The following is a 25,902-nucleotide window of genomic DNA, read 5'->3' as shown; positions in this document are numbered from 1 at the left end:
TTTGGGAGCATAGTCGCTTAGGGACAACTGCCGCCCAGCGGGCTGGGGTGGCGGATACTTCTTGGAGTTGGCATAATTTTGCCGTTTATCCCACACTTTGTTAATGCACAATCGCAGACATTGAACCCTCTTTGGAGCTTCCGCGTTAATTTATACAATCTTTACAAATTTCCGGAATTACTTAGGTACATATAGTAGTTTAATTTGAAGATTAAGTAAAGATAGACTTTTCTAATAGTAAGATTCCAGATTGAGAGCTTAAAATATAACGAAAGCTATATTGTAAAATTAGGTGCATTTACGCAAACACTTTTTCGTTTAATAGCTGAAAATGAACAAAAGTAGGTAAGTTCCCGCTCAGGAAAAGCAATGCAACTTAGAGTAACCGTATTTTTCGCGTTAACTTTTGAATCCAGTAAATAGGTAAATATTTATGACTACAGTTCTGGTTGTGGAAGATAGTATCACGCAAAGGCAGATGATCTCTAGCCTGCTTAAAGACAGTGGGTTGAGTGTTACTGTGGCTTGTGATGGCGTCGAAGCGCTAGAGCAAATTGCCAGAAATTGTCCCGATTTAGTAGTTCTGGACATTGTTCTGCCTCGCATGAACGGTTACGAAGTTTGCCGTAAGATTAAATCTGACTCTAAAACCCATGATCTAGCTGTAGTAATGTGTTCAACTAAAAGAGAGGAATTTGATCGCTACTGGGGGATGAAGCAAGGCGCAGATGCTTATATTGCTAAGCCCTTTGAAGCGCACGAGTTAATCGGAACGGTTAAACAACTGCTGCGAGAAACAACTGCTGCAAGGCGAGGCTAGGGAACCTCTCTCTAACCCTCTCCTAAGAGGAGAGGGAAAACGAAAGGAAGATTTTTTTACGGGAGGGGGGCTTTAGCTTCTTTCCCCTGTCCCATCTCTTCTTTGAGGAGAGATGGGACAGGGATTGGGAGATTAGCTTTTGCTTTAACCGAAAAGTATTGCCTTATAGAGACGCGATCGCACCCTGTTAAACATAATCTCCTCCACGAAGTTCCATCCCCATTCGGGCTTCAAGTGAGGGCGCTTATGAGGGGTAATGATAACTATTGAGTCGGAAATCAAACTCAACTGGTAGGCGACTACTGGTAAACGTGACTCACTCAACAAATGCAAAGCAAAGCTGCAAACAATCAAACTATAATGTCGGTCATGGAGGACTCCAGAAGCAATGTCCTCAAAGGTATAGGGTTCAGCTTCTTGGAGAGTGCGTTTCAAATAAGCATTGTAGGTGTATGGATCGATGCCATCAATGTTAGTGCAGCCTAAATTTTGCAGTGTCAAAGTAACTTCACCGCTGCCACAAGCTAAATCTAATACCTTCTGTAAATCTAGCTGCCATTTATTAACTGATAGCTGTAAAACCTCTTGAACTGCCGCCTCTTGAGGATTTCTATACTCATCACCAAATTGCTCGTAGAAACCTTTGACGCTATATTCTTCGTATCCTTTTCTAATAGATTGTTTCTCATTGCTCATTGCTCATTGCTAATTACAAAATCCCCCACTCCCAATTCCCAATTCCCAATTCCCAATCCCCAATCCCCAATCCCCAATTCCCTAGTCTCCAGTCCCCAGTCCCCTATTTCCCAATACAAAATCTGCTAAAAATTCGGTCAAGAACCGATTCTGTTACTTCCTCTCCGGTGATTTCTCCTAATGCTTGAATGGCACCCCGTAAGTCAATTGTCCAGAAGTCGAGAGGCAGTTGATCGGCAATTGTTGCTTTCACTTGCTGTAAAGATATTTTAGCTTTTGTTAAAGCTGCGGCTTGTCGCTGATTAATCGCTAAATCCAAATCAGCTACTTTGAGGTTTCCAGTGTGTACGGCATCTAAAATGGCTTTTTCCAAAGCATCAATGCCTTGGTTGTGGGCGGCTGATGTGTATATGATGCGGTTAATATTGTCAGGATATTGCAAAGAATCGATAAATTGCGTCTCTACAAGATCGGTTTTATTTATAACTAAAATTAACGGGCGATGTTGTACCTGTTCGTAGATTTCTTGCTCAGCTTGCGTCCAACCAAGTTGAGCATCAATGGTGAGCAACACTAGATCAGCTGCTTGGGCAGAAGCAAGACTTCGCTCAACGCCAATCTTCTCCACCCGATCAACGGTATCCCGAATTCCCGCAGTATCCAGCACTTGCACTGGTATCCCACCCACAACTAGCTGAGATTCTACAACATCGCGGGTGGTGCCAGGGAGGTCGGTGACAATAGCGCGATCGCTCTTACTCCAGGCATTCAGCAAACTCGATTTTCCCACGTTTGGTCGCCCGACAATCGCCACTTTCAAACCAGCGCGTAACAGTTCCCCTTTGTCAGCTGTTGCCAAAATTTTCGTTGTCTCTGCCAAAATTTTCTCAATTTGTGCTGTAATGTGCTTCTCATCCAGCGGTGGCAAATCTTCCTCAAAGTCAATCCTCGCCTCAATTTCTGCCAGAATGTCTAAGCAGGTAGCACGCACAGAGCGAATCGGCTTTTGCAACTTCCCCTGTAAACCAGCTAAAGCAGATTGTGCAGCTTGAGGCGATTTAGCTCCCACCAAATCGGAAATACTCTCCGCCTGAGTCAAATCCAAACGCCCATTCAAAAACGCCCGCAGCGTAAATTCTCCTGGTTGCGCTAATCTCGCCCCCGCCTCCAGACACAGTTGCAATACCTGCTGCACGGGCATAATTCCGCCGTGACAGTGGAACTCTACCACGTCCTCGCGGGTGTAAGAGCGAGGGGCTTGCATAATCAGCAACAACGCTTCATCTACAACTTGTTGCGTTTGGGGATGGCGGATGTAACCGTAGAGGATGCGGTGCGATTCCCATTGCTGTCGTCCTGGTGCGAAAAAGAGCGTATGAGCGATCGCTACCGCCTTTTCACCAGATACCCGCACAATACCGACACTACCCTGTTGCGGAACAACAGCGGTAGCGATCGCGGCGATTGTTTCCCCCTGCACAAACATCTGTGACATCTTGCCTTGAAATCAGGTCTATTCCTATTCTGCTGTAATACAGTAATTTGTAGGGAATGGTTGTAGCTTGCTTGGGCGTAGCGCTACGATAGCGAAACCCAACAACTCACGCTTGTTTACTTGTTGTTGAGTTTCGCTATCGTTCGGAACCAACCTACGTTATTGGATTTTTGCCAATGCACTTAATTTCTCCCCAAGTTGCAGCTTATCAAAAAGTCGTTAAGCCTTACGAGGGTTTATTGGTAGGTGTCATTGGATTAGCTACCCTCGACACTACCATACACTTAATCCCAGGATTTCCTCAGTCGAATTTAATAGAACTCCCAATCAGTTTATCACTAGCGATCGCAGCTAGTTGGTTAGCTTCACGGCTGTTCAAGCAGATTTTTGATATTTATCTTTTAGATGCTGCCATCAACAGCGGGCATAAGGTCAACAGCGAAATACTTCTTCTAGTTAAACTACTAGCGAACTTAAGCATAATCTTTTTTACCATAATCATATTTTCTGAAACTCATAAAATCAATATTTTTGGTTTAGTAGCTTCTTTAGGAATTGGCGGATTAGCAGTTGCTTTTGCTGCCCAAAAAACCTTAGAACAAATATTGGGCGGTATTGTCATTTATTTAGATCGTCCCTTTGTGGTCGATGATTACATTGGCTTACCCGATGGCATCTTTGGCAGAGTTGAGTCAATTGGCTTGCGTTCTACTAAAATTCGCACCTCTGGCAAAGGAACATTGATAATAGTACCCAATAGTTCGCTGACTCAAGTTAATATTGAAAACTTTACCGGAGCCAAAAAAGTAATGGCTCTTGTATACTTAAACTTTCATCGGACAATCGAAAAAGAAGAACAAGCCTTAATTCGGCAAGTTATTCTGAATAGTACCAGCGATATTTTTGGGATAGACTCCCGGAACACAGATGTCAATTTTAGAGAATTGAATAGTGCAAATGACGTAAAAACGCAAGCTCAGATTGCTTTCTTTATTCTGGGTTCTAGCGATGTATCAATGGGACTGCGGCGGCAACTATTCGATATTGCAACTGAAAATATTACAGAAAAATTAAAATATTACGATATTGCCTTCGACATTGAAGACCCAACAATTTATGTGGATTCACCCATTACTATCTAATCTTAATTTTGCCGATATCAGTAAACAGGTTTTTCAGATCGATATTTCCAAGCCAGTCATCTTCTTGCTGTTTGTTCTCTTATCTCTGGTGCTGGGAAGATATACTCCTGGCATTGCCAAATTAATCCTGCGTCGCTTTTCACCTCAGCGAGTAACAATTATTTATGACAATCTAATTGAGCCAATAAAAAATCAGTTTAAAATAGCTGGAACGTTAATTCTTATTTCTTTCTCTCTAACATGGGTGGAAGAATATAAATTTTTATACCAGTTAATCAAGCCTTTTTTAGATTTAGCTGTAATTCTTAGCGTTGCCTGGTTATTATCGCGCCTATTTCGGCAATTTATCCGAGTTTATGGAGTTGATTTACTCGGCAAGTTTGCGCGGGATTTTGATGAACTGATTCTAGTAATTGAGGCTATAGTAAATGTTGTAATTGGCTTCATTTCTATTTTAGCTTTTGCCCAAAGCCAGCAATTTAATTTGATTGGCTTGATGACAAGTTTGGGGATTGGCGGGTTAGCGGTAGCTTTTGCTGCCCAAAAAACCTTGGAACAGCTTTTGGGTACAATTGTGTTGTATTTAGATCGCCCTTTTGTCCCTGGAGATTATATTCGTTTACCTTCGGTTGGCAACGTACCCGGAGGGTTATTTGGTAGGGTAGAGTCGATTGGTTTGCGTTCCACCAAGATTCGCACTGCGGCTAAAAGTACCTTATATATCGTGCCAAATTCCACATTAGCAAATCTGGAAATAGAGAACGTGACAATGGGTAAAAAAGTGATGGTTTTGCTAAACCTTGACTTTTTCCGATTGTTGGAAGATAGCGAAAAGGCACTGGTAGAGCAAGTCATCAGTGAAAGTACAAATTCTGTGTTTGGGATCGATCCAGGTAGTACAAATATTACGTTAGCAAGTAATTCTGAAAAGCAAACAACTAGAGCAAGAGTAACGTTCTTTATCCTGGGTTCAAGTGAAAATTCAATTCAACTGCGGAAGCATTTACTAGAATTAGCAAATGAGAAAATTTCTAAGGAACTAATAACGTATGGAATAGATTTTAAAATGCAGGAACCCACAATTTATGTGGAATCTCCAGTAACTATTTAATTTTGGAGTCCCAAAAACTTCTGCGCCGGGAGCAAAATCCCAACTTGGATGACTAGGGTGAGCAATGCCCACCCATTAGCCAGTGTTACGGCGATTTAATACGGGCTGTGGGTAACTAAAACATAACGAACAAAAGAAACATTTCACTCGCTATGGCTCCTTCAGTCAAGCGCTGATAGCTGTCCTCTCTATTGAGTGGCTTTTAGGAACCTCAAATCGAATTTTAGTAGCCCAGCTTTTAAAATCGGGTGCTAGCCGCATCACCTTTAAGAGTATTTCGTCGCTCACCCACAACACTAGAGGAAAAGTAAATCGTTTGCGGAACTCATTCCGGACGTGGTTCGTCGCACTTAGTAATTCATGGATATCCACCACGGAGTCTAAACCATAGACCATTAAAGCTTGTGGCTGCTGGTGATCCTCAATTGTTGCCTCTATAGTTGTATAAAGCGTCCTTACCGAGGGATACAAAACGATTTCTTGAATTTCTACTTCTGAGATTTCTCGCAGCCGTTCCATAACTTGCTCCTGCAACTCTGGATTGTTACAGGAAACCAATATTAAAGAAAAGTCTCCCTGAGAGAGGGCGATCGCCTTCACGAGTTTGGTGAGCGATTGTTTGTTGTAACAGATAACATTTTCCGAGTCGTATAGGTCTGTCATAGGGAACACCAAGTCGAGTTTCAATACCATTTTTCTATCAAAGGGTTTTGCTTTACTTCCTTACATCGGGTGATTTTTTGGTAAGTCGGTAATTTCACCGCGATTTCGGCAGTGACAGCTATCTTACTTTCGGGTGATCTCGCTCACTTAAGGCAGCGATGACAGTAAGCTAACATGGAATCGCCTCTCCTTTTTGAATGTTGTCATCTATACCAATAATTTAACCGGGATACTCCACGTCCAATAAACCCTGATAGCTACTACACGTCGGCACTTTGCTTTTCCCGACGAAAAAAAAAATTTTATGAAACCTTAACAAAATTGCTGGGGAATTACGTAATTCACTGGTCAAGGCGGCGACAGCTACCCTACCACAACGCGCTACGTCTTTGGACTGAGGGAAGGCTATGCCTAAGGTTGACGTACCACCACAAAATCACTCCCACCTCTCCAGAACATAGGGCAACGCACAGAAGCTAGCTGCGGCTTGTCGTTTAGGGACAAGCCAGAGCTTATTTCTGAAATCTTGCTAAAATTTGCCGAAATCTGGGTGTCGTTGCACTGTATCATTCAGAGTCTTGATGAGAACGCGGTGTCTGGAAAGCATTTCTGGCAAGACTAGGTTATGCCAAAACCACCCCCTCCCAATTCTTCCAAGGTTGGTGTACTTGCCGAGAAAGCAACTTATACCGAGATATCCAAGTCATTCCCGAAGAGGGAGTTACACTTTCGTTAATTCTTGCATATCCATATTTAGATAGATGTTGAAATACTCTATGAAAAGCCGTTTTACGAGCCTAGCAGACGGGTTGGTTTTGTTTAGCCGCGCTTTTGGTCATCAGGCTTGGTTAATCTTCCTGGTTGCCTTTAGCTTTAGTGTGGTGCTAATGATACATCCCGCATTTGCACAGGCGAAATTTTCTGATGTGCAAGGATGGACGCAACCGTGTATAGAACAGCTGGCACAAAAGCAGATTATCAGTGGATACCCGGATGGCAGCTTTAAGCCGAGTGCGCCTGTGACAAGGGCTGAGTTTGCGGCGATGGTTGGCAAGGCTTTCCCCAATACAGCTGATGTTAGAAATGCGGTGCCATTTGCTGATGTTCCCGCGAACTATTGGGCTAAAGATGCGATCGCCAAAGCTTATAAAACTGGGTTTCTCTCCGGTTATCCTGGTGGGGCGTTCAAGCCGAGTGAAAAAATCCCGCGATCGCAAGCTTTAGTTTCTCTCTCCTCTGGCTTGAAATATTCGCCCTCCTCACCTGTGGCTAACACATTGAATGGGGCATTTAGCGATGCTGCAACCATTCCTGATTATGCAAAAAGCGCGATCGCAGCTGCTACAGAAAAACAACTCGTTGTCAACTACCCAGATGTCAAGCGGCTTAATTCCAACCAACCAGCTACCCGTGCAGATGTGGCAGCTTTCTTGTGTCAGGCGGCGGGAACGGCTGGATTAGTGCCTTCTCAATACATTGCCAAAGTTGGAACACCCCCAATAGCGCTGTCAAAAGAGATCCGGGGCGTGTGGCTGACTAATATAGACAGCGATGTGCTATTTGAAAAAACGCGACTCGCCAACGCTATCCAACGCCTCGACGAGTTGAACTTTAACACCCTGTATCCTACAGTTTGGAACTGGGGTTATACACTTTATCCGAGTACAGTGGCGCAAAAAGAGATTGGGCGATCGCTCGATCCAGAACCCCGACTCCAAGGGCGAGACATCCTCAAAGAAATTGTAGACCAAGGACATCAAAAAGGCATGGCAGTCATTCCCTGGTTTGAATTTGGCTTCATGGCGCCTGCTGACTCCGAACTTGTCAAACGCCACCCAGATTGGATTCTCAAACGCCGCGACGGTTCCCAAATTTGGAAAGAAGGACAGCACAATCGAGTTTGGTTGAATCCTTTTCGCCCAGAAGTGCAGCAATTTATCCAAGATTTAGTTGTTGAAATTGTTACCAAATACGACGTTGACGGCATTCAATTTGACGACCATTTCGGCTTTCCTGCTGAGTTTGGATATGATCCCTTTACTGTCGAACTTTACAAAAAAGAAAACGGCGGCAAATCTCCCCCTGCGAATGCTCAAGATCCAGCCTGGATCAAGTGGCGGGCTAACAAAATTACCGCCTATCTAAAGCAGGTATTTCAAGCCGTCAAAGACCGCAAAAAAAACGTCTTGGTTTCCGTCTCTCCCAACCCTCAAGAGTTCTCCTACAATTTCTTTTTAGCAGACTGGCAAACCTGGGAACGACAGGGGTTAATTGAGGAACTGATTATCCAAGTTTATCGAGATGACCTCGGTCGTTTTCTTGAAGAATTAGAGCGTCCAGAAGTCAAAGCAGCCAAGCGTCACATTCCCGTTGGCATCGGCATTTTAAGCGGGGTAAAACCCAGACCTATTGGACTGGCACAGGTTCAAAATCAAGTCGCAGCCGTCCGTCAGAGAGGGTTTGCGGGGATGTCGTTCTTCTTCTATGAAACCTTGTGGAATAATGCGCCAGAAAAGCCAGAAATCAGACAGAATGCCTTGAAAGCCATCTTTCCCACTGACCTAGAAAGACCGAATATTGTGGCGGGTGGAAAGCCATAAAATTAAACTCTCGTTCCCAGTCTCTGACTAGGAACGAGAAACACTATTTACTTTGCACTTTTTTGAACAAGTGAATCGACACCCTGAGCCAGCTTCACCACAGATCCAGAAGCATTTGTGCGGTAAACCCAGCGTGTTTGTCCACTTGCCACAATTACTTGCCAGCCTGGAACTCGCATCTCGGTGCAAAGAATGCCTAAGTTATTGACACCCAGACAATCATCCGACCAAGTTTGTTGTTTGGTTGTGACAATGCGGAACTTAGACACAGGCAAGCCGGAATCCTGGGAAACGTCTTGCAAAACCGCATTAGTAACTGATTTTAATAAACTCTGCTGAGGTAGGGGAGCTTTGGAAACAGCAACTTTGGTAGTGGGGAGCGTCAGCCTAGCCGTCAACGACAAGATACCCGTCAACACCAAAGTCTGGATTATTAAACTAAACTGGTTAGTCTTTTGCTCGATATTCCCGGCGGTCGAGCCAGAGGTGGTAATTTGTTCCATAGCAAGTGAAGCTAAGTTGGTGCTCGATTACAAAGGGTACTAATTGGTAGAATTTGCAACCCGATGCTTACAGGCTCCGGAAACACTTAAAACTTTTTTCTTGAGTTGAGTTTTAATGTGCTTGCAAAAAGCTTTTCTCTAGGCTTTGGAGCGGTATTTCAATATTAGACTACAAAACTTAGGCGTCTAGTTCCGCAATTTTTCTGGGTTTACTATAACTTCATTAATTACTTATAAATACTGAGTTTTGTAGTTAAGTTAGGTAATTATAATTAAGTATGCCCGGAAGCGCGAGATTTTAAAAACCAGTTTTATACAAAAAACTAGTTTTTAAAAAGGGTATTGTTCACTTACTATTCAACTTGCTCTTATTCTTCAACCTGGCCGCGTTTACGAAGTCCAATCGCAATTTTGCTGTGCTTTTCAATTTGGCTCATTACCTGCTTGGCCCGTTGAATCACGGGGGCTGGCAAACCCGCCAAACGCCCAGCTTCAATGCCATAAGACCTGTCAGCGCCTCCCGGTTGAACTTGGTGCAAAAAGATAATTTGGTCAGGTAACTCCTTCACCGTCACCTGATAATTAGCAACATTAGGCAAAATCGAAGCCAACTCATTAAGTTCGTGATAGTGAGTAGCAAAAATCGTCCGCGATTGAATTTCACTTGCTAAATATTCAGCCACCGCCCAAGCAATCGAAAGACCGTCAAAGGTAGCCGTTCCTCGGCCAATTTCATCCAGAAGAACGAGAGACTTTGCAGTAGCATGATTGAGAATATTCGCCGTCTCATTCATCTCTACCATAAAAGTAGATTGACCCGTCGCCAGATCGTCCACCGCACCAACACGAGTAAAAATGCGATCGCATATTCCCAAAATAGCCGACTTCGCAGGCACAAAACTCCCAGTCTGCGCCATCAACTGAATCAAACCGACCTGACGCAAATAACAACTCTTCCCACTCGCATTCGGCCCCGTTAAAATCACTAAATCCGGTCTTTCCTCCTCTGCGTCCTCTGCGCCTCTGGGGTTCGTATCCTCCCTTCTCCCCAACCCAGTCGAATTTGGCACAAAAAACCCCGAAGGTAAAGACTGCTCAACCACGGGATGACGACCATCAATAATCCGAATTTCCCGACCTTCCACCATCTGAGGACAGCAATAACCCTGATAAACCGCCACCTCAGCCAAACCGCACAACACATCAGCCGCCGCCACAGCACGAGAAATAGTGCGAATTTGTTCCGCGTATTGTCCCACCTCTTCCCTTAAAGAAGTGAAAATCTCATATTCCAGGCGATTTAAATCATCCCGCGCCGTCAGAATCCGCGCCTCTCGCTCCTTCAACTCCGGAGTAATGTAGCGTTCCTCATTCGTCAGAGTTTGCTTGCGGATGTAATTATCCGGAACTTGATCAGCTTTAGTGCGGGAAATACTGATGTAATAGCCAAAAGTCTTATTAAAGCCCACCTTCAGCGTAGAAATCCCAGTCCGAGCTTTCTCTGTCACCTCCAAATTCGCTACCCATTGCTGATCCTCTACCGCAAGACTTCGCATTTCATCCAACTGGGCATTAACTCCGGGGCGAATCAAACCACCTTCCTTGATATGTATAGGAGGCGATTCTACCAAGTGAGCGCTGAGTCTTTTTGCCAGATGCTCCAATTCCTGCGGTACCTTCTGCAAGGCTCTCAAAAAGGGAGAGCAAGTATCAGCCACTAATTCGGATAAATCCGGCAATTTTGCCAAAGAATCAGCCAAAGCCACCAAATCTCTAGCACTAGCGGTACCAGAGCCAGCGCGTCCTGTCAAGCGTTCTATATCATAAATTTGCCGCAACAGCTGCCGTAAATCTTGGCGGAGAAAACTATTTTCAAATAATTCTTGAATCGTATCTTGTCGCGCCCGAATGCCTTTAATATCTAACAGAGGTTGTAGCAACCATCGCCGCAAAGCACGTCCACCCATCGCCGTGCTAGTTTTATCCAACGCCCACAACAAAGAACCGTGAAAGGTTCCATCCCGCACCGTTTGCGTAATTTCTAGGTTGCGGCGACTTTGGTGGTCGAGAATCAGATAATCTGTGAGGGTGTAGGTGCGGAGAAACTGGAGAGGTACGAGGTTTTCTTTTTGCGTGTCTTCTAGGTATTCCAGCAAACCACCAGCAGCGCGGACGGCGAGGGGGAGATGTTCGCAACCCAAGCCTTCAAGACTCCGCACTTTAAACCGTTGCAACAATCTATGTCTAGCTTCACCGGAAGTAAAAGGAATTTGCGATCGCAACGCATAACAAAACGACGGCGGTAAATATTCCGGTAAATGCTCAGATTTCTCCCCAGGTCGCAGTAAACTCCCCAAATCCGGCGCATTAGTAGGAATCAGGACTTCTGACGGCTGCAAGCGCATCAATTCCTGCGTTAAATGCTCCAATTGACTCGACTGAGTAGTTACAAATTCCCCGGTGGAAATATCTGCATAAGCCAAACCCCAGTGATTTCCCGCAATTACTATCGCTGCTAGGTAGTTATTGCGACGAGCATTTAGCATCCCTTCTTCCAGCAACGTACCTGGGGTGATAACTCGCGTTACTTCCCGCTTCACCAGCTTTCCGGGATCGGTATCAGCGGAGTCTTCTACTTGATCGCAGATAACCACCGCATACCCTTTTTCCACCAGTTGAGTAGTGTAGCGTTCCCAAGCATGGTGCGGTACGCCAGTCATGGGGACTCTACCAATTTCTCCCGCTTGCTTGCTGGTAAGTACCAGTTCTAATTCTCTTGAGACTGCGATCGCATCCTGAAAAAAAGTTTCAAAAAAATCTCCCACCCGATACAGCAACAGCGCATGAGGATACTTATCCTTGATTTCCACGTAGTGCTGATACATCTTACTCAGCTTGCTTCGATCTACCTCTTTCGTGTCAGCATTACGGATTTTAGGTTGATCGGGATTGGTCGGGGTAGACGCAGAGTAACTCATAGAGACGCTGACGATATGCTTGAACCTTTATAGACTTTACCGCAAAGAGTTGATTGCAGTTCCTTGCAGTTTGTTTACATAGTTGAGCGAACCGCCAAATCATCGCGCCGTCATTAATGCCTAATATACCGAAATTCCGGCAAAAAACGGCAAAATAGCGGCTGGTTTCGCGAATCATACTTTTTTTCTGACTGGTGAGGAACGTTCAGAGCAATTAGCAGCACAGTTGCGCCAAAGGGAAATTAATCGCGATGAAGTTTGATTGTTGAGTTAGTTCTGAGCGCGATCGCTAATTTAAATGTAACAAAGTAGACACGATCGCCTTGCTCTTACAGAGTATCTTAATCAGGGCTAATATAAGCAGAATTAAGCGTTGCTGTCTTGCTTCAATCCAGCCAGAACACAATGATACAATCTTCAACTAAAGCTAGGATCTTTAGGTGTCTAAACCAGTTGACTGGACGATTGGTATTCCAGCTAGCAACCTCATAGCCAGCGGAACGCAAGTTAGCGGCAATTTCCGGCTCGACGGAGCTAGTGCCAGAGAGATATTATATCGCATGGATGGTAGCAACATCACAAGCTATATTGTCTACGATGATGATGGACGTGCAATTAAGCGAGTAGACGTGACAGGAAAAGCTCATGCGGGTATACCTACACCTCACGTTGTTGAATACAGACACAACAAAAGCCCCGCCGGGAAAATTTACCCGGACTCTAAGAAAACAGCTCGACCAGCTACACCGGACGAGATACCTTAAAGACTATGCTCACCGAAAAAATATCATTAAATCCAAATACAGACCATCTGAAGAACTTCCAGCGTTGGAAACAAGCAAATGGCGATGACTTTTCCCTGTGGGACTATCTTTCCAGGGTCTCTAGAGTCGAATTAGCCATAGCTTTTACAAAACTATTTTGGCCAGATTTTGTAGAACATGAAAACGGTATCTTTTTGTTTGAAGCCTTCAATACCCAAGTATACGAACAGTGGAAAACAGAACTAGGGAATGACATCGCTTCGATTGAGCGCGTGATGAACCATCAGCACATTGATGACATTTTGCAAGGGGCTGAGAAAGTAGGTATTGAAAACTTATTGTATTTGGGGCAATCTATAACCCAGATGTGGGAAACCCGTTTGAAATTGCTTTATCCCCACCGACGGTTTCAAATGATTTGTAATCAGGATGAATCCACTGTTGTAGTAACTTTTTATCAACCTTTCATAAGCCAACCGTAGCCGATTACAGTGTGATTTTTTAAGTTTTTCTTTAACACTCTCAAGGTTAAAGAATGGAATCTTTTGATGGATGCGATCGCTATCAATTCCCCGCATCCCCAGCTAAGCTTTTAGGTGCTATTACAGGAGGGGTATTTAGAGAGGTAGATTCGGACTCAATAGCATCTAAATTGTCGAATTTTGCATCGCGCAAGTTATCGGCGGTACTCTTGATAAAACTCGCTAACGGTACCGCCGTCAAAACGCCCAGTAGCCCTCCTAACTTACCGCCTAGTAGCAAAGAAATAACTACCCAAACCGGATTTAAACCTGTTAAATTACCCAAAATGCGGGGAGCAACAAAATTAGCATTTATTTGGTCGATAGCAAAGGCTACAGCTAAAACTTCTACGCCTAGCCAAAAGTTTTGTAAGGCTACCAAAAGACTAACTATAGCGATACCTATTCCAGTACCGAAAGGGAAAAGAGCAAAAAATCCAATGATAATGCCAAAAAGTAGTCCTAAAGGCACTTTTAAAGCTACAAATGCTAGTGTTAAAGCAGATCCCACTATAGTTGCTAATGTCACCTGACCGATGAAATAATTGTGGAAATCTTCCCGGAGGGATTGTCGCACTTGGACTCCAAAGCTAGGAGGAAACCATTTAAAAACTCCGTCCCAAAGGCGCTCTCCGTTTAATATCAGGTAAAAAGTTAATACTACGGTAAGCAGCACATTAAAGACACTACCAATAGTATCAAAAGCAAAATTAACAATTCTACCTGTTATGCTTTGAAGTTGGTTAGATAATCGGTCTGTCAGTTGAGTAACTAACCCGCTTAAATTAATCGGCAATTGTTGTTCCAAAGCCCAATTTTGGAAAGTTTGAAGTTGTTGTCTACCAGAATCAATCCAACTGGGTAAAATGTTAGCCAGTTCATTTAGCTGTTGCAGAATCAGCGGTACTAAGGTTATACCCAAACCTACTAAAATTACCCCAGCGAGCAAGGAAACTACAACAACGGCGGTGTTTCTTTTTACTCCCCGTTTTTGTAAAAATTGAATTGGATAGTCCAAAACAAAAGCCAGCAGTAGGGCGGCAACTAAAACGCTTACTAATGGTTGAAGATACTTCAAAACTAGCAGCAATAGCCAACCATTAAGAACAGCGAGGGGAAATGCCAATCCTAATACAACCCATCGCGGTAATTTGTTTTGTGATTGCATCATCGTAACTTTCGGAACTTTTGTCATTGCTAATTGAAAGATTGCTAATTTCTAATTGTTGAACAGGCATTAGCCATTAGCAAAAAATTAAAAGCCGGCTAATAGATTAAGTTGGGAAACTTCTCAATAAAATCCAGTAAAATTTTTTGGTGAGGAGTGCCTACAGGTCTGACTTGGTTTGCTTTTTCAGAGTAACGTTCGCCCAGGCGAATTTCTTCAGGTGTTAATAAATCCATATCCCAACCTTCTCCTAACACCAACTGGTCAAGCTCTACCTCTAGTGGTGCATAAAAAACGTGGCGAACAGCGTAGTCGTCGGGATAGTAGTCAAACAAGGTGGGGTTAGGCGGAACATAGGAGATTTCTTCGAGTAATTCCCGTTTCAATGCTTCTTCCGGGGTTTCTCCAGGTTCCATGTGTCCGCCAAAAAATGCCCAGTGTCCGGGGTAGAGAATGTTAGGGATGTTGTCGCGCAGTTGCAGGAGAAACTTGTTTTGGCGATATAAGATAGCGATCGCTACCTCGGCTGGTTTATTGTTCATAGCTCCCTTCTGGTAATATAGGCGATCCTTTCTTCGCTGGTGTCCTTTCTAGCTGTTGAAGCTGCTGAAGGTAAACTTCTCCTAAATCTTTCCCAGCTACGGGAATGCTTTGATACTGCACTTTACCCTGAATTAAAACTTCATCCCCCTCTACTGGGAGCATTTCGCTACTTAAAACCCAAATTTTCCCAGTTGGATCTTGCAACTCGTAAGCACCGCTTCCTAACATAGGAGCTGGAGATCCCACTTTACCTTGCAGGTAAACCGTCGAGTCACCCTGCTGATTTTGCTGGATATCGCCGATTTTGGTGACAGGGACGCGGTTACTAAATATACCGAATCCTGACTGAGGTAATTTACCACAGCTAAACAATCCCCCCAACAGCAGCGTCGCCGTGGTTAATTGCAATACCCTTGTTTTTAATGGCATCATCTCCATGCTCTTGAGTAACGTCTTTTCCATGCTAAGTGCCAAATAGGTTTAACACACATCCTCAATCATTTCGCATCTTGTAGATTGAAATCTGGGAAACTATCGTAGAGGACGCAGTAACCGTATTACAATTTCATCCGCAAATACTACAGAGATTTCTCACCGAACCTCAATGGATGCCAAAACTGCCCAGTTGCTAGATGGTAAAGCTCTAGCCGAACAAATTTACACGCAACTACAACAGCAAATTCAGCAAATGCAGCCGACTGTGGGACGCGCTCCGGGATTAGCAGTGCTGATGGTTGGTGACAATCCAGCCAGTGCTGCTTATGTGCAGAATAAAGAGCGTGCTTGTGCCAAAGTGGGCATCGCCTCCTATGGGCAGCATTTCCCTACTGAAACCAGCTTTTCAGAACTAGAAAAAATAATCCAAGCCCTGAATCAAGATGACCGAGTTGATGGCATTTTAGTTCAGCTGCCCCTACCGGATCCTTTAGATGCTGTGGCGCTACTGCACCAAATTAATCCAGATAAAGACGCTGATGGACTGCACCCGCTAAATCTGGGACGACTGGTGCGCTCTGAACCGGGTTTACGCAGTTGTACGCCCGCAGGGGTGATGCGGCTGTTGCAAGAATACAAGATTGACGTAAAGGGGAAACAGGCTGTGGTGGTGGGGCGCAGCATCCTTGTAGGCAAGCCTTTGGCTATGATGTTCTTGGAAGCGGATGCCACTGTAACGATCGCGCATTCGCGATCGCACGATCTCCCAACCATTACCCGCAATGCTGATATTCTAGTGGCAGCAGTGGGAAGACCGGGATTAATTACCGCCGAGATGGTCAAACCCGGTGCTGTCGTGATAGATGTTGGCATCAATCGCGTCACCAACGATGCTGGAAAATCTCGCTTGGTGGGAGATGTTGACTTTGATTCTGTTCAAAGAGTCGCTCAGTTTATCACTCCAGTTCCTGGCGGTGTTGGCGCGATGACCGTCGCCATGCTGTTGCAAAATACAGTCTGGAGCTACAGTCAGCGACAATAAAGTGCTTCGGTTCTAGTGCTGAGCTAATCCCAACTCAATACTTTCAGGGATACCTCTTTCCAACCACAAGACGGAATCATTAGGTTTGTCTTATCCCTGGAAGTATTGAATCCCAACTCCCAACTCATAACTCTTAACTCTTTGTGTCCCAAAGCCCCGTAGAATAATTACGGAAAAGATACCAGCACTCAAGGAATCAAGGGATGGTTGCGACGGATGACCTTCATGCCCCAAAAGGGGAAGCCCCGGCTTTTGACCTATCGGCTTACCTGAGCGAGCGGCAGGGCTTTGTCGAAGCCGCTCTAGACAGTTCCCTGCCTGTCACGTATCCAACGCAGATTTATGAGGCAATGCGCTACTCGCTTTTGGCAGGAGGAAAGCGCCTGCGTCCAATTCTTTGCCTTGCCACCTGCGAACTGGCAGGAGGTACTGTAGAAATGGCGATGCCTACTGCCTGCGCTCTGGAAATGATCCACACCATGTCATTGATTCACGATGACTTACCCGCGATGGATAATGACGACTATCGTCGGGGAAAGCTGACAAACCATAAAGTATATGGTGAGGATATCGCTATTCTGGCAGGGGATGGATTGTTAGCTTATGCCTTTGAATTTATTGCCTCCCAGAGCGATAATGTACCCGCCCAACGGCTGTTACAGGTAATTTCCCGTTTAGGCAAAGCCGTTGGCGCTGCTGGCTTAGTTGGCGGTCAAGTTGTTGACTTGGAATCAGAGGGAAAGCCGGATATTCAAGAGGAAACCCTTAATTTCATTCATACCCACAAAACAGGTGCGCTTTTAGAAGCTTGTGTGGTTTGTGGAGCGATTTTGGCGGGAGCCGAGTCGGAGAACTTGCAAAGATTGTCTCGCTATGCTCAGAATATTGGGCTGGCGTTTCAGATTGTGGATGACATTTTGGATATCACGGCGACTCAGGAGGAGTTGGGAAAAACTGCCGGGAAAGACCTCCAGGCACAAAAAGCAACTTATCCTAGCCTTTGGGGAATTGAGGAATCTGCCAGTAGAGCTAAACAACTGGTTAAAGCTGCCAAGGACGAACTCGCACCTTTTGGGAAAAAAGCCGAACCCCTGATAGCGATCGCAGATTTTATTACTACTCGCACTCACTAACAAGGATGAAGGATGAATCAAATTCTGATCATCCTTCATCGGTAAACTCAATCCTTCCTATGCCAATCTTTCCTACCCAACGCAAAACACAATGCAGGACTTTGCCCATATCCTAGAAAACCATGTGCTAGTGGTTGCTACCCTGGCTTGTTTAATCGCTCAAGCATCCAAGATAATCGTTGAATTAGTCCAACATGGCAAGGTAAATGTGCGTGTCTTAGTAACCACTGGTGGAATGCCTAGCGCCCATTCAGCATTAGTAACAGCCTTGGCTACCGGAATTGGGCAAACGCTGGGATGGGCTAGCACTGAATTTGCTCTCGCCACCATTTTTGCGGTCATCGTCATGTACGATGCCGCAGGTGTCCGTCAAGCCGCGGGTAAGCAAGCTCGTATTCTGAACCAAATCATTGACGAACTATTCCAAGAACACCCTAAATTTAACGAAGACCGACTCAAGGAGTTGTTAGGACATACACCGTTTCAGGTGATTGTTGGTTCAGCATTAGGTATCGCCGTCTCCTGTTTAGCTGGGCCTGCTTATTAGTCAGTTGTTAGGGAATCGGAAAGTTATTAAAACCTTTTAACTCTCCAACGCCAACCAACTACTGACTAACAACTGACTTGAGTAGCGTGACTCGGCGACTATCTACAAGCATTGTTAAAAAACCGCGATCGCTTAGTTTCTGCAATGTCGAACTCGCCTCTTGAGAGCTATTTGTATAAACTGCCAATAAGTAGGGACGTTGCCCATAAGAAACTAAGCCCACACTGTTTCCCAACACTTGCCGCATTTGCGTAGCTACTTCCGGTTTATTGAAGTAATCTACCAACACCGCATAACCAGAACCTAAAGCTTGTGGTCTATATGTTGGTAGATTCGGATTTAACGGTATCTCTGGCGGTCGCAGAACGAAGGCAGACAAGCCCACAATTTCATTAACATATCGCGCCCAACTATTGGCATCATCAAGGGTTTTGAAACCACCAATCCGCGTCATCATGTCTTCAAAATATCTACACATTGAAGTCTTGATATTTGGCGGCAAGGTGCGTTGAATTTGTTCTTGACTTGTGCTTGTCTGGTTCACCAACACCAAATACTCGCCCTGTCGCGGCGGCTGGCAAGTTGGAGAAGGGGATTGAGCAGATGCAATTTTTAAAGGTAAAAAGCAAAAGGCAAGAGGTAAAAGAGATATTTTTTTCATGATTTAGCTGTCACAAGGTAAAAAGAAAAAGGCTTTCATGCAAAAGAAATGTTTTTTCATGGATGAGCTTTTTTCTCTTTTCATTCACTTTTTGCTTTTTCTTCGTTACTAATTGGTGAGGAAGCGATCGCATTAGGGTGGAAGTCTTACCCAGTCCCTCGTCCCTAGCCCTTAGCCTCCAGTTCCTTCAATTCAGGACACTGGTGAAAGGGAAGCCAACGGATCGGGAATAGACTCGTTGGGTGCTTGAAATTCCCCAGTAAGTACAAACTCTAACCGCAGCTTTAACCAGGTAATAAATTGGGAATTTGTAGAAATTACAGCGGCGGCAGGTTGGGGACACTTAGCTTTGATTGTTGCCATTTCTGGGGCCTCCAAAAATGCAGGTTGTTTAACTAACCAAAAATCAATTTCTTTTTCTTGTTCGTTGTAGTTGCGGATGCGCTCTTTCAACACTTCGTCAAAGGGTTCTTCTTCTAGTAAAAAACGTTGACTTGCCAAAACGTAGTAGTAAGTTTGCATTTTTGTTAATGGGGATTGGGGATTGGGGAATTGGGGATTGGGGATTGGGGATTGGGGATTGGGGATTGGGGGTTGGGGAAGAGGAAAAAGTCTTACTTAGTCCATAGTTCCTAGTCCATAGTTCCTAGTCCATAGTTCCTAGTCCCCAGTCCCTAGTCCCTAGTCCCTAGCCCCCAGCCCCTAGCCCCCAGCCCCTCGAATTGCTTGTTTCATCTCTCGCACTGCTCGTTCCATGCCGACGAGTGCTGCGCGACTGATGATGGTATGACCTATATTGAGTTCTTCCATACCCTCAAGGCAAGCTACGGGGTAAACGTTCCAGTAGGTGAGTCCGTGTCCCGCGTTGACTCGAATGCCAGCTGCGATCGCAATTTCGCATCCTTTGGCTAAGGCGGCTAATTCCTTCTCCCTACTGGCTTCGTCTTTCGCCTCAGCGTAGCAACCCGTGTGCAGTTCGATAAACTTTGCCTTCATCGTTGCAGCTGCCTCGATTTGGGCTTTTTCGGCATCGATAAATAGGCTGACAGGAATTAAAGCATTTTGCAAGCTTGTCACTATCTCGCCTATCCTGTCGATTGAGGATGCGACATCTAATCCGCCTTCTGTCGTTACTTCTTCCCTTTTTTCGGGAACGAGGGTGACATAATCAGGTTTGATGTCGAGAGCGATCGCTACCATTTCCGACGTAGGGGCGCACTCCAAATTCAAATGAGTCCGCACTGTCTGCCGCAATAATCGCACATCCCGGTCTTGGATGTGCCGTCGATCTTCACGCAGATGCACGGTAATGCCATCAGCACCCCCAAGTTCCGCCAGCACCGCAGCTGCTACGGGATCTGGTTCTACTGTCCGCCGTGCCTGCCGAATGGTGGCAATATGATCGATATTCACGCCAAGTGTAGGCAAGAAAAGAACCCCTCCCTCTCAGAGTCTTCCGCAATTCATATTATCAGAAGTCGTTTGTGGCTAGGGGAGAAGCATTCGTGCAAAAAACCTTATGGTTTCGCCACAAATTCTCGCCACGAATTGCTTCTCCCATACTGATTTAGCGCACCAGTTCAAAAAAAGCATCATCCAACTCGTAACCCAGCATTTTAGCCATTGACTTCAGCCGCGATTGGCTAGGTATTCCCATCTGCTGCATCCAATCCGACAAAACAAAGATTTTTTGCATTACAAAAATCTCTAGGGCTTCTGGGTTATATTGAATCCCCTCTGTACGATGGAACTGGTGTGGTATCAGCATGGCGGCATAGCGGGCAAATTCGCCAGATTTCCAATCCAGCAGAAACGGCATCCAAGGATAGCGACTATCCAGGCGAAGAAACCAAAGTCGTACTTCTGGGATTTCTGAAAGTTCTCGTGGATCTTCCGGTTCGCGGGGGTAGTCGATGTCAAAAAGCAGCTGCTGTTCCCCGGATGCGATCGCCTCTTCTTGCAACAGCTTTTCGATTACCGTTTGCACTGGCGACAGATCCAAACTGTGAATGATGTTAGAATTTAGCGCGATTGTCGTCGTCATTTAACCATGTTTGGGTGAGACATTCCAAATACTGACAACAGCGCTATCTAGCGCTGGCTTCTCTCTCCATTGTTACAGCATCGTTACGCTTTCAACGCTCTCACCTGTTAGCTTTTTGTTATCGCCGCTGTTAGAAATGCGTTAACAGTTACTTTTTTTATTAACGCCCAGCTTGGTTACTCCAATATCAGCCAAGCTCCGAAATCTGTTTTCGGTTCAGTGTAGCAATAAAGTGTTAGCAATCTAGTATTTTCCCTAAATTTTATGAAGAATACATACACACTTTGCTTTTATTCCCGATAAGTTGCGTAAATTCACGAATTTTAACCGTTAAATAGAAACTAAGTATAAGGCGAGGATAGGTAATGATTCCGCAAGAAATGCTGAAACACCTCGTAGAGCAAGTAGATGCTTCTTCTCCATCGAAAGTGCTTCAAAAATCTGAGCAGACGGTGAATGAGGTAATATTTGAGTCAGATGTTGACGGAATACGCTATTATGTGGTAAGGTGCAGCCCTAGTTTTAGGAATCAGATTACTTTAAGTCCGCGTGAACTGGCGATCGCGCGTTTGGTGGCACAGGGTCTACCTAACAAGTGCATTGGGAACCAGCTTGGCATCACCCATTGGACTGTCGCTACTTATTTGCGGCGAATTTTTAGCAAACTAGGTGTAACTTTTAGAACAGCTATGATCGCGCGGCTTATAGAAAAAAATTTGCTGTAAGAATAAAATCGCCTGAGTATTCTATCGTATAGGGTGCTTTACTTTCCCTCAACTTATAAACAGTGGACATTCACAGAAAAACTAGGTTAAAGTTGAAATGAGTTTGTGTTAGCACATAAAAGTGTAAAATTCCAAAGTATGCAAAAAGAAGCGGCACCTGTCAAACCTATACGCTCCTTGGAGGATGCCTTAAATCGGTGTCAGACGCTGGGTATGCGCGTCAGCCGTCAACGCCGCTTCGTCCTGGAATTGCTCTGGCAAGCCAAAGAACACCTTTCGGCGAGAGAAATCTATGACCGCTTAAATCAGGAAGGCAAGGATATCGGTCATACGTCTGTGTATCAAAATTTAGAGGCGCTATCGGCTCAAGGGATTATTGAGTGTATTGAGCGTGCAGATGGTCGCTTGTACGGTAATATCAGCGATGCTCACAGCCATGTAAACTGTTTGGATACCAATCAGATTTTAGACGTTTACGTGGAACTACCGGAATCCGTGCTTAAAGAAATTGAACAACAGACAGGGGTTCGGATTACTGACTATTGTATTAACTTCTACGGCTACAAAGGTAAGGAATCAGACTCTCAGCCTGTATAGTCATTTGTAATTATTTTCAACTCAATACTAAACTCTTGGTAGGGAATAGTTGAGGCACCTTACCCAACAGGGTGAAGCAAAAGTTGGGTTTTGCAGTAGCTCAACCATTCCCAACGTTGTGAGTACCTAGTTGCGATTCAGGGGATTTTCTGCGATCGCTGTCTCATCACGGTACTGGTAATCTGCGTCTGTAGGATCTTCATTAGGCAGAGTCGATCCCTCCATCCCATAAGTGTCTGCTACTACTGTCTCATCTTCTTCGCTCTCGCTCTCCTGATCATCCGGCAAGAACGGTTCTCCTTCGGCACTCTCTATCGGAAAAGCTGTAGATTCTGTTTCCACTTTAGTTTGATTGCTGCCCATTGATGGGAAATAAGCTAAACTTTGGCGGTATGCCTGAAACTCCTCTAAGGAAAATATTGCTCCATTTTTCCTGGCAAAGTGATGGTTTTGGTCATCTAGTAAAGCTTCAAACAGACAAGCATGGTTTACATTCGCTTGGGTAAGATTAGTTTTTAGCAGGTTAGCACCTGACAAATCAGCCCCTTCTAGCTTAGCTCCTGATAGGTTAGCTCCTGATAAGTTAGCTCCTGCTAAGTTAGCCCAGGATAAATTTGCTTGCTGAAGGTTCGCAGCTGCTAAATTTGTTCCAGTTAAATCAGCCCAGGACAAATTTGCTTGTTGCAAGTTAGCATCTGCAAACCAGGCATGATTTAAGTAGGCAGCAGTAAGTTGCACTTGCAAAAGGTTGTGTCGCGCCCGTTCCCAGAAAGCTGTAGGAGACAGAACAGCGGTGCGACCGATGAAACTCAGCAAGGCGTCAGGGTCAAAATCAAGAGGCTGGTTGGGATCGCCGCAAGGCAAAAAGGGAATTCGACTTTGGCGGGCGATCGCGCACAGCAGCAAAAATACATTCACCCCAACCGCAGCATCGATTTGCAGCACTTTTAGGGGGTTGTGCAGTGCTTGAAACTGGGCATAAACCTGATGGGCAATTCCTTCATCCAGCCAGCGACCCCGACAGTAAGCGCGATAGAAGCGATAAAGGCGTTTAAACAGCGCACCTAAACTAAAGTGTACTTCTTTGCGTTCTTGCTGTCGCCGCAGCCGCTCAACCACCATTTCTTCTATTTCAACTGACAACAAGCCATAACCTAGTAATTGGTAAAGATGCTGGGCTACAGCAAGTGAGGATTTGATTGTAAAGTTGAGTTCACCGTAGGTATCTTGAAATTGATCGGTGAGGGCTTGCAACTGGAGGGCAATTTCTTCTGCACAGAGGTATTCTCCCAGGTTGGGATGGGAGAACTCAATGCTGGAGATTGGGGATTGGGAATTGGGGATTTGGAAGAAAAATATTGGTAAGTTGTCTTCTAAGTGCTTCGACTTTAGCGCTGATTGCGTCACCTTGTTTTTACAGGTTTGCACAATCGAAAGTGCTGTAACTTGCATTACTTGGCGCACGTCTTCGGGGCGACGGTTGGCTAAGAGATTAGCGATCGCATCCGTACTGCGGTAGGCATGGGCTAGACCTTCCTTTACTACAAAAGGTATGGTGGTATTGCCAGCATCTGGGTATGCTAACAGCCAAGAATAAATCCGGTCGTAAATTTCAAATTTGACCTCGGATAATGCCCGATGAAAAATGCTGTCGTCTAGCAAACCATCTCGATGTAAAACACCCATCAGATAAAGCATTAAAGGCTGTCCGACAAGAGTGTTAGCTACTGAACTAGCACCGCCTGGGGTTCTTTCTGGAGTTGGAGTAAAAGCACTTCTTTGTTTTAAAAAAGAAAAATATCCCTGTGCGATCGCTTTTGATTGTAGTTTCGCCCAATTCTTGAACCACTGGCGAAATTCATCTTGTTCTAGCGGCTGGATGGTTATTCGCCGCATCAATGGGAATAGAGAGTAGGGAATTTCTTCGCTTCCCTTACCCCATTCCCCGATTCCCCGGCGACTGGTGAGAATAATTTTGTGGCGAGGAGTACCTTTGGTTAAGGAGAGCGATCGCGCCTGAAACGAAGTTACCTGGTTCAGGAAGGCAGCGAAATGATATCCTGTGCGATCTGAGCGGGGCAGTTCATCTAAGCCATCCAGAATCAACAAGCAGGGAGGATGCAGCACTGAGAACCAACCATCTGCATCTTTGAATCTGCCCAAGGGGAAGGCGGAATTCAATGTTTCTTCTAGAGTTTTCCCTAAAGTGGCATCCTTGAGGCGGATTAACACTGGCATCCACTTGGGATACAGTTGCTGGGCAACGTGTGTTGCGAATATCTGGCAGAAACTGGTTTTGCCCATACCCGGATCGGCTTCGATCGCGGTAATAGTTTTCTTATCCTCCAGTTGCAGCGTCACCCACTCCATTAAATCAACTGGTGGCGAAGCGTCATTAGTGATCGCAGCCTTCCCCAAAGGCTGCTTAGTTGTAACTAATACCTCTTTGCCTTTTAGCGGCACGTATAAATCTTTTAAAGAAAAGGGTTCTGCCAGTAACGGGTTTGAGAGAGATTGGAGTAGCGCCGCCCGATAGCTTTCCCGGTGTCGGTTGAGAGGAAAGGATTGGGGGGGGAAATTTAATTCCGGTTCCTCAGAATTAAGAGTTGTTGAGAACCGAGAACTCTGATCGTTGCTTGCTGACGCTGGGATGTTATCATAACCAGTTACTAAACTTCCCAACTGGACAAACTTTTGTAGTTGTGCCAAGGGGAGAGCATTTTGGGCGATCGCTTCCAGCAGATAACCAGGCAGTCCATTAACCAAGCGTTGGGTAATCAGTTTAGCTTCTGTTTCCTCCGCACCATTGGCAATCAACCAGGCGATGCAGGTGCTGTTCATCTGCTGCACTAGAAACGAGTTGCCAATTTGCAACAGGGCTTGTTCTGCTTGAGTATCGCTCAAGCGTCCGGGGCGCAGGGTTTTTAGAAAAGCTTGCAAATGGACATCAGCCAGGGGTGAATCCCACACCTGCCCATACAAGTCTTCCGAGCCCCCTGGTATCCCGGCACGGGATAGCCACGGCCTTCTAAGTAAAGATTCTTGCTCTAAAATGCCTTGTAAAGCATTAATATAGGCAATTTGGAAGGTGAGCCAAGTACCTTCGTTGCGCTTGAGGGGCTTTTTCTGACTTAGAATGTGCAGCAACCCAACACTCAGCTGGGAAACTACTCCTGCCACTAGACTCGCGGTTCTCAGGGGCAGTTCTAGGACTTCTGCCAAGGCGCTGATATCAAAAGGTGTCAGGCTCTTAACTTCCATGTCCTGTGCAATGCGAAAGGCAATTCCGGCGATTTGCGTGCCGGGGTGCCTCAAGGTCGCCAGTTCAATCTGGCGCTCCGCCAGCCAATGCCGAATGCTCAGGCTCATGGCACCTCTATCAAAGGAAATAAATCAATATGCCTCTTCTTAGTTATGTTAAAGGGCAGCAGCGATCGCTTGAGTAAAAGTTTTGCCGGGAGAAAGTTGGAGGAAGGCATAAGTGAATGTGAACCCAATGGGGCTAGACAGGCAAAAGGCAAAAATGAAGAATCCTTCTTAAAGCTTTTTGCCGCCCCCCACGCTCTCCATCTGGTTCGCCAGCTGGGGAAAGATAAGGAAATTTTATTGCTAGGAGGTTGGGAGGAGCGCCTTTTTCCGGTTTTAGGGGGAGAGGGGGTAAAAGGGTTCAGGAGGGACATTCGTTAAATTGAAATTACAGACGGCTTCAAGCGG

Annotated in this window: 25 protein-coding genes; 12 read left to right on the top strand and 13 right to left on the bottom strand. The window is 45.2% G+C overall.

The window, feature by feature from the left end; translation table 11 throughout:
- The first annotated feature begins 433 nt into the window (after positions 1-433).
- The gene (locus NDI42_RS15855) at positions 434-820 is read left to right on the top strand and encodes a response regulator transcription factor (RefSeq protein ID WP_190456642.1); all 387 of its coding nucleotides are present in this window, start codon (positions 434-436) and stop codon (positions 818-820) included.
- 144 nt (positions 821-964) lie between these two features.
- On the opposite strand, the gene NDI42_RS15850 is transcribed toward NDI42_RS15855, so the two are convergent.
- Entirely contained in the window at positions 965-1,516 is a 552-nt protein-coding gene (locus tag NDI42_RS15850; RefSeq protein ID WP_190456640.1) for a class I SAM-dependent methyltransferase, read from the bottom strand.
- 103 nt (positions 1,517-1,619) lie between these two features.
- Positions 1,620-3,011 (bottom strand): tRNA uridine-5-carboxymethylaminomethyl(34) synthesis GTPase MnmE, encoded by a 1,392-nt coding sequence (gene mnmE, locus NDI42_RS15845; protein WP_190456638.1) that lies wholly within the window; start codon positions 3,009-3,011, stop codon positions 1,620-1,622.
- A 176-nt stretch (positions 3,012-3,187) separates the two neighbouring features.
- On the opposite strand from mnmE, the gene NDI42_RS15840 reads away from it, so the two are divergent.
- Both NDI42_RS15840 and NDI42_RS15835 read left to right on the top strand, forming a co-directional pair.
- Positions 3,188-4,153, top strand: coding sequence for a mechanosensitive ion channel family protein (locus NDI42_RS15840; RefSeq protein WP_190456636.1), 966 nt, complete (start codon positions 3,188-3,190; stop codon positions 4,151-4,153).
- Complete coding sequence (locus tag NDI42_RS15835; RefSeq protein WP_190456634.1) at positions 4,128-5,264, top strand: mechanosensitive ion channel family protein; 1,137 nt, start codon at positions 4,128-4,130, stop codon at positions 5,262-5,264. Before NDI42_RS15840 ends, NDI42_RS15835 begins: the two co-directional genes overlap by 26 nt.
- 165 nt (positions 5,265-5,429) lie before the next feature.
- On the opposite strand, the gene NDI42_RS15830 is transcribed toward NDI42_RS15835, so the two are convergent.
- Positions 5,430-5,957, bottom strand: coding sequence for a hypothetical protein (locus NDI42_RS15830; protein WP_348231426.1), 528 nt, complete (start codon positions 5,955-5,957; stop codon positions 5,430-5,432).
- A 746-nt stretch (positions 5,958-6,703) separates the two neighbouring features.
- Between NDI42_RS15830 and NDI42_RS15825 the strand changes: the two genes are divergently transcribed.
- The gene (locus NDI42_RS15825; RefSeq protein WP_206755935.1) at positions 6,704-8,527 is read left to right on the top strand and encodes a glycoside hydrolase family 10-like protein; all 1,824 of its coding nucleotides are present in this window, start codon (positions 6,704-6,706) and stop codon (positions 8,525-8,527) included.
- Between the two features lie 47 nt (positions 8,528-8,574).
- Here NDI42_RS15825 and NDI42_RS15820 read toward each other — a convergent pair whose 3' ends face one another.
- Together NDI42_RS15820 and mutS are read right to left on the bottom strand one after the other, a co-directional pair.
- Positions 8,575-9,030 (bottom strand): DUF8738 domain-containing protein, encoded by a 456-nt coding sequence (locus tag NDI42_RS15820; protein WP_190442162.1) that lies wholly within the window; start codon positions 9,028-9,030, stop codon positions 8,575-8,577.
- A gap of 368 nt (positions 9,031-9,398) precedes the next feature.
- Positions 9,399-12,008, bottom strand: a complete 2,610-nt coding sequence (mutS, locus tag NDI42_RS15815; RefSeq protein WP_190456627.1) for a DNA mismatch repair protein MutS — start codon at positions 12,006-12,008, stop codon at positions 9,399-9,401.
- A 440-nt stretch (positions 12,009-12,448) separates the two neighbouring features.
- On the opposite strand from mutS, the gene NDI42_RS15810 reads away from it, so the two are divergent.
- Positions 12,449-12,772: a polymorphic toxin type 24 domain-containing protein gene (locus NDI42_RS15810; RefSeq protein ID WP_190456626.1), complete on the top strand. Its 324-nt coding sequence runs from the start codon at positions 12,449-12,451 to the stop codon at positions 12,770-12,772.
- 5 nt (positions 12,773-12,777) lie between these two features.
- Positions 12,778-13,254, top strand: a complete 477-nt coding sequence (locus NDI42_RS15805) for a hypothetical protein (RefSeq protein WP_190456624.1) — start codon at positions 12,778-12,780, stop codon at positions 13,252-13,254.
- Between the two features lie 82 nt (positions 13,255-13,336).
- On the opposite strand, the gene NDI42_RS15800 is transcribed toward NDI42_RS15805, so the two are convergent.
- The 3 genes from NDI42_RS15800 to NDI42_RS15790 form a co-directional block, all read right to left on the bottom strand.
- On the bottom strand, positions 13,337-14,461 hold the full coding sequence (locus NDI42_RS15800; protein ID WP_190456648.1) for an AI-2E family transporter: 1,125 nt from the start codon (positions 14,459-14,461) through the stop codon (positions 13,337-13,339).
- A gap of 98 nt (positions 14,462-14,559) precedes the next feature.
- Positions 14,560-15,003, bottom strand: coding sequence for an NUDIX hydrolase (locus tag NDI42_RS15795; protein WP_190456622.1), 444 nt, complete (start codon positions 15,001-15,003; stop codon positions 14,560-14,562).
- Positions 14,993-15,466: a hypothetical protein gene (locus NDI42_RS15790; RefSeq protein WP_199311227.1), complete on the bottom strand. Its 474-nt coding sequence runs from the start codon at positions 15,464-15,466 to the stop codon at positions 14,993-14,995. The genes NDI42_RS15795 and NDI42_RS15790 overlap by 11 nt, the downstream gene beginning before the upstream one ends.
- A gap of 142 nt (positions 15,467-15,608) precedes the next feature.
- On the opposite strand from NDI42_RS15790, the gene folD reads away from it, so the two are divergent.
- The 3 genes from folD (at position 15,609) to NDI42_RS15775 (ending at position 18,161) form a co-directional block, all read left to right on the top strand.
- The gene (gene folD / locus NDI42_RS15785) at positions 15,609-16,481 is read left to right on the top strand and encodes a bifunctional methylenetetrahydrofolate dehydrogenase/methenyltetrahydrofolate cyclohydrolase FolD (RefSeq protein WP_190456620.1); all 873 of its coding nucleotides are present in this window, start codon (positions 15,609-15,611) and stop codon (positions 16,479-16,481) included.
- A 203-nt stretch (positions 16,482-16,684) separates the two neighbouring features.
- Positions 16,685-17,614: a geranylgeranyl diphosphate synthase CrtE gene (gene crtE / locus NDI42_RS15780; protein WP_190456619.1), complete on the top strand. Its 930-nt coding sequence runs from the start codon at positions 16,685-16,687 to the stop codon at positions 17,612-17,614.
- Positions 17,615-17,705: 91 nt separating this feature from the next.
- Positions 17,706-18,161: a divergent PAP2 family protein gene (locus tag NDI42_RS15775; protein WP_190417294.1), complete on the top strand. Its 456-nt coding sequence runs from the start codon at positions 17,706-17,708 to the stop codon at positions 18,159-18,161.
- Between the two features lie 58 nt (positions 18,162-18,219).
- On the opposite strand, the gene NDI42_RS15770 is transcribed toward NDI42_RS15775, so the two are convergent.
- The 4 genes from NDI42_RS15770 to NDI42_RS15755 all read right to left on the bottom strand — a co-directional run bounded on the left by NDI42_RS15770 (position 18,220) and on the right by NDI42_RS15755 (position 20,866).
- On the bottom strand, positions 18,220-18,822 hold the full coding sequence (locus tag NDI42_RS15770) for a hypothetical protein (protein ID WP_190456617.1): 603 nt from the start codon (positions 18,820-18,822) through the stop codon (positions 18,220-18,222).
- 192 nt (positions 18,823-19,014) lie between these two features.
- Positions 19,015-19,344, bottom strand: coding sequence for an MgPME-cyclase complex family protein (locus NDI42_RS15765; RefSeq protein WP_190456614.1), 330 nt, complete (start codon positions 19,342-19,344; stop codon positions 19,015-19,017).
- A 180-nt stretch (positions 19,345-19,524) separates the two neighbouring features.
- A complete protein-coding gene (locus tag NDI42_RS15760) occupies positions 19,525-20,250 on the bottom strand; it encodes a pyridoxine 5'-phosphate synthase (protein WP_190442187.1) in 726 nt (241 codons plus the stop codon).
- Between the two features lie 139 nt (positions 20,251-20,389).
- A complete protein-coding gene (locus tag NDI42_RS15755; RefSeq protein ID WP_190456605.1) occupies positions 20,390-20,866 on the bottom strand; it encodes a CRR6 family NdhI maturation factor in 477 nt (158 codons plus the stop codon).
- A 365-nt stretch (positions 20,867-21,231) separates the two neighbouring features.
- On the opposite strand from NDI42_RS15755, the gene NDI42_RS15750 reads away from it, so the two are divergent.
- The gene (locus tag NDI42_RS15750) at positions 21,232-21,591 is read left to right on the top strand and encodes a response regulator transcription factor (RefSeq protein WP_190456604.1); all 360 of its coding nucleotides are present in this window, start codon (positions 21,232-21,234) and stop codon (positions 21,589-21,591) included.
- Between the two features lie 138 nt (positions 21,592-21,729).
- Positions 21,730-22,188 carry a Fur family transcriptional regulator gene (locus NDI42_RS15745; RefSeq protein ID WP_190442193.1) on the top strand — a complete coding sequence of 153 codons (459 nt, stop codon included), beginning with the start codon at positions 21,730-21,732 and terminating at the stop codon, positions 22,186-22,188.
- Positions 22,189-22,314: 126 nt separating this feature from the next.
- Here the strand turns inward: NDI42_RS15745 and NDI42_RS15740 are convergent, their stop codons facing one another.
- A complete protein-coding gene (locus NDI42_RS15740) occupies positions 22,315-25,557 on the bottom strand; it encodes an NACHT domain-containing protein (protein WP_190456602.1) in 3,243 nt (1,080 codons plus the stop codon).
- Here NDI42_RS15740 and NDI42_RS15735 point away from each other — a divergent pair.
- Positions 25,537-25,875, top strand: a complete 339-nt coding sequence (locus NDI42_RS15735) for a hypothetical protein (RefSeq protein WP_190456600.1) — start codon at positions 25,537-25,539, stop codon at positions 25,873-25,875. The two genes, NDI42_RS15740 and NDI42_RS15735, sit on opposite strands and share 21 nt — an antisense overlap.
- Positions 25,876-25,902 lie beyond the last annotated feature (27 nt).

The sequence above is a fragment of the Funiculus sociatus GB2-C1 genome (assembly GCF_039962115.1).
GTDB classification, from domain to species: domain Bacteria; phylum Cyanobacteriota; class Cyanobacteriia; order Cyanobacteriales; family FACHB-T130; genus Funiculus; species Funiculus sociatus.
This window is presented reverse-complemented; position numbering and strand designations above follow the sequence as displayed.

Coding starts and splice junctions, on each gene's coding strand:
- NDI42_RS15770 (WP_190456617.1), bottom strand. CDS start 18,822: ATGAAAAAAATATCTCTTTTACCTCTTGCCTTTTGCTTTTTACCTTTA.
- NDI42_RS15830 (WP_348231426.1), bottom strand. CDS start 5,957: ATGGTATTGAAACTCGACTTGGTGTTCCCTATGACAGACCTATACGAC.
- mutS (WP_190456627.1), bottom strand. CDS start 12,008: ATGAGTTACTCTGCGTCTACCCCGACCAATCCCGATCAACCTAAAATC.
- NDI42_RS15850 (WP_190456640.1), bottom strand. CDS start 1,516: ATGAGCAATGAGAAACAATCTATTAGAAAAGGATACGAAGAATATAGC.
- NDI42_RS15775 (WP_190417294.1), top strand. CDS start 17,706: ATGCAGGACTTTGCCCATATCCTAGAAAACCATGTGCTAGTGGTTGCT.
- NDI42_RS15795 (WP_190456622.1), bottom strand. CDS start 15,003: ATGAACAATAAACCAGCCGAGGTAGCGATCGCTATCTTATATCGCCAA.
- NDI42_RS15840 (WP_190456636.1), top strand. CDS start 3,188: ATGCACTTAATTTCTCCCCAAGTTGCAGCTTATCAAAAAGTCGTTAAG.
- NDI42_RS15835 (WP_190456634.1), top strand. CDS start 4,128: ATGTGGATTCACCCATTACTATCTAATCTTAATTTTGCCGATATCAGT.
- folD (WP_190456620.1), top strand. CDS start 15,609: ATGGATGCCAAAACTGCCCAGTTGCTAGATGGTAAAGCTCTAGCCGAA.
- crtE (WP_190456619.1), top strand. CDS start 16,685: ATGGTTGCGACGGATGACCTTCATGCCCCAAAAGGGGAAGCCCCGGCT.
- NDI42_RS15790 (WP_199311227.1), bottom strand. CDS start 15,466: ATGGAAAAGACGTTACTCAAGAGCATGGAGATGATGCCATTAAAAACA.
- NDI42_RS15745 (WP_190442193.1), top strand. CDS start 21,730: ATGCAAAAAGAAGCGGCACCTGTCAAACCTATACGCTCCTTGGAGGAT.
- NDI42_RS15805 (WP_190456624.1), top strand. CDS start 12,778: ATGCTCACCGAAAAAATATCATTAAATCCAAATACAGACCATCTGAAG.
- NDI42_RS15755 (WP_190456605.1), bottom strand. CDS start 20,866: ATGACGACGACAATCGCGCTAAATTCTAACATCATTCACAGTTTGGAT.
- NDI42_RS15750 (WP_190456604.1), top strand. CDS start 21,232: ATGATTCCGCAAGAAATGCTGAAACACCTCGTAGAGCAAGTAGATGCT.
- NDI42_RS15740 (WP_190456602.1), bottom strand. CDS start 25,557: ATGAGCCTGAGCATTCGGCATTGGCTGGCGGAGCGCCAGATTGAACTG.
- NDI42_RS15800 (WP_190456648.1), bottom strand. CDS start 14,461: ATGCAATCACAAAACAAATTACCGCGATGGGTTGTATTAGGATTGGCA.
- mnmE (WP_190456638.1), bottom strand. CDS start 3,011: ATGTCACAGATGTTTGTGCAGGGGGAAACAATCGCCGCGATCGCTACC.
- NDI42_RS15735 (WP_190456600.1), top strand. CDS start 25,537: ATGCCGAATGCTCAGGCTCATGGCACCTCTATCAAAGGAAATAAATCA.
- NDI42_RS15855 (WP_190456642.1), top strand. CDS start 434: ATGACTACAGTTCTGGTTGTGGAAGATAGTATCACGCAAAGGCAGATG.
- NDI42_RS15765 (WP_190456614.1), bottom strand. CDS start 19,344: ATGCAAACTTACTACTACGTTTTGGCAAGTCAACGTTTTTTACTAGAA.
- NDI42_RS15820 (WP_190442162.1), bottom strand. CDS start 9,030: ATGGAACAAATTACCACCTCTGGCTCGACCGCCGGGAATATCGAGCAA.
- NDI42_RS15825 (WP_206755935.1), top strand. CDS start 6,704: ATGAAAAGCCGTTTTACGAGCCTAGCAGACGGGTTGGTTTTGTTTAGC.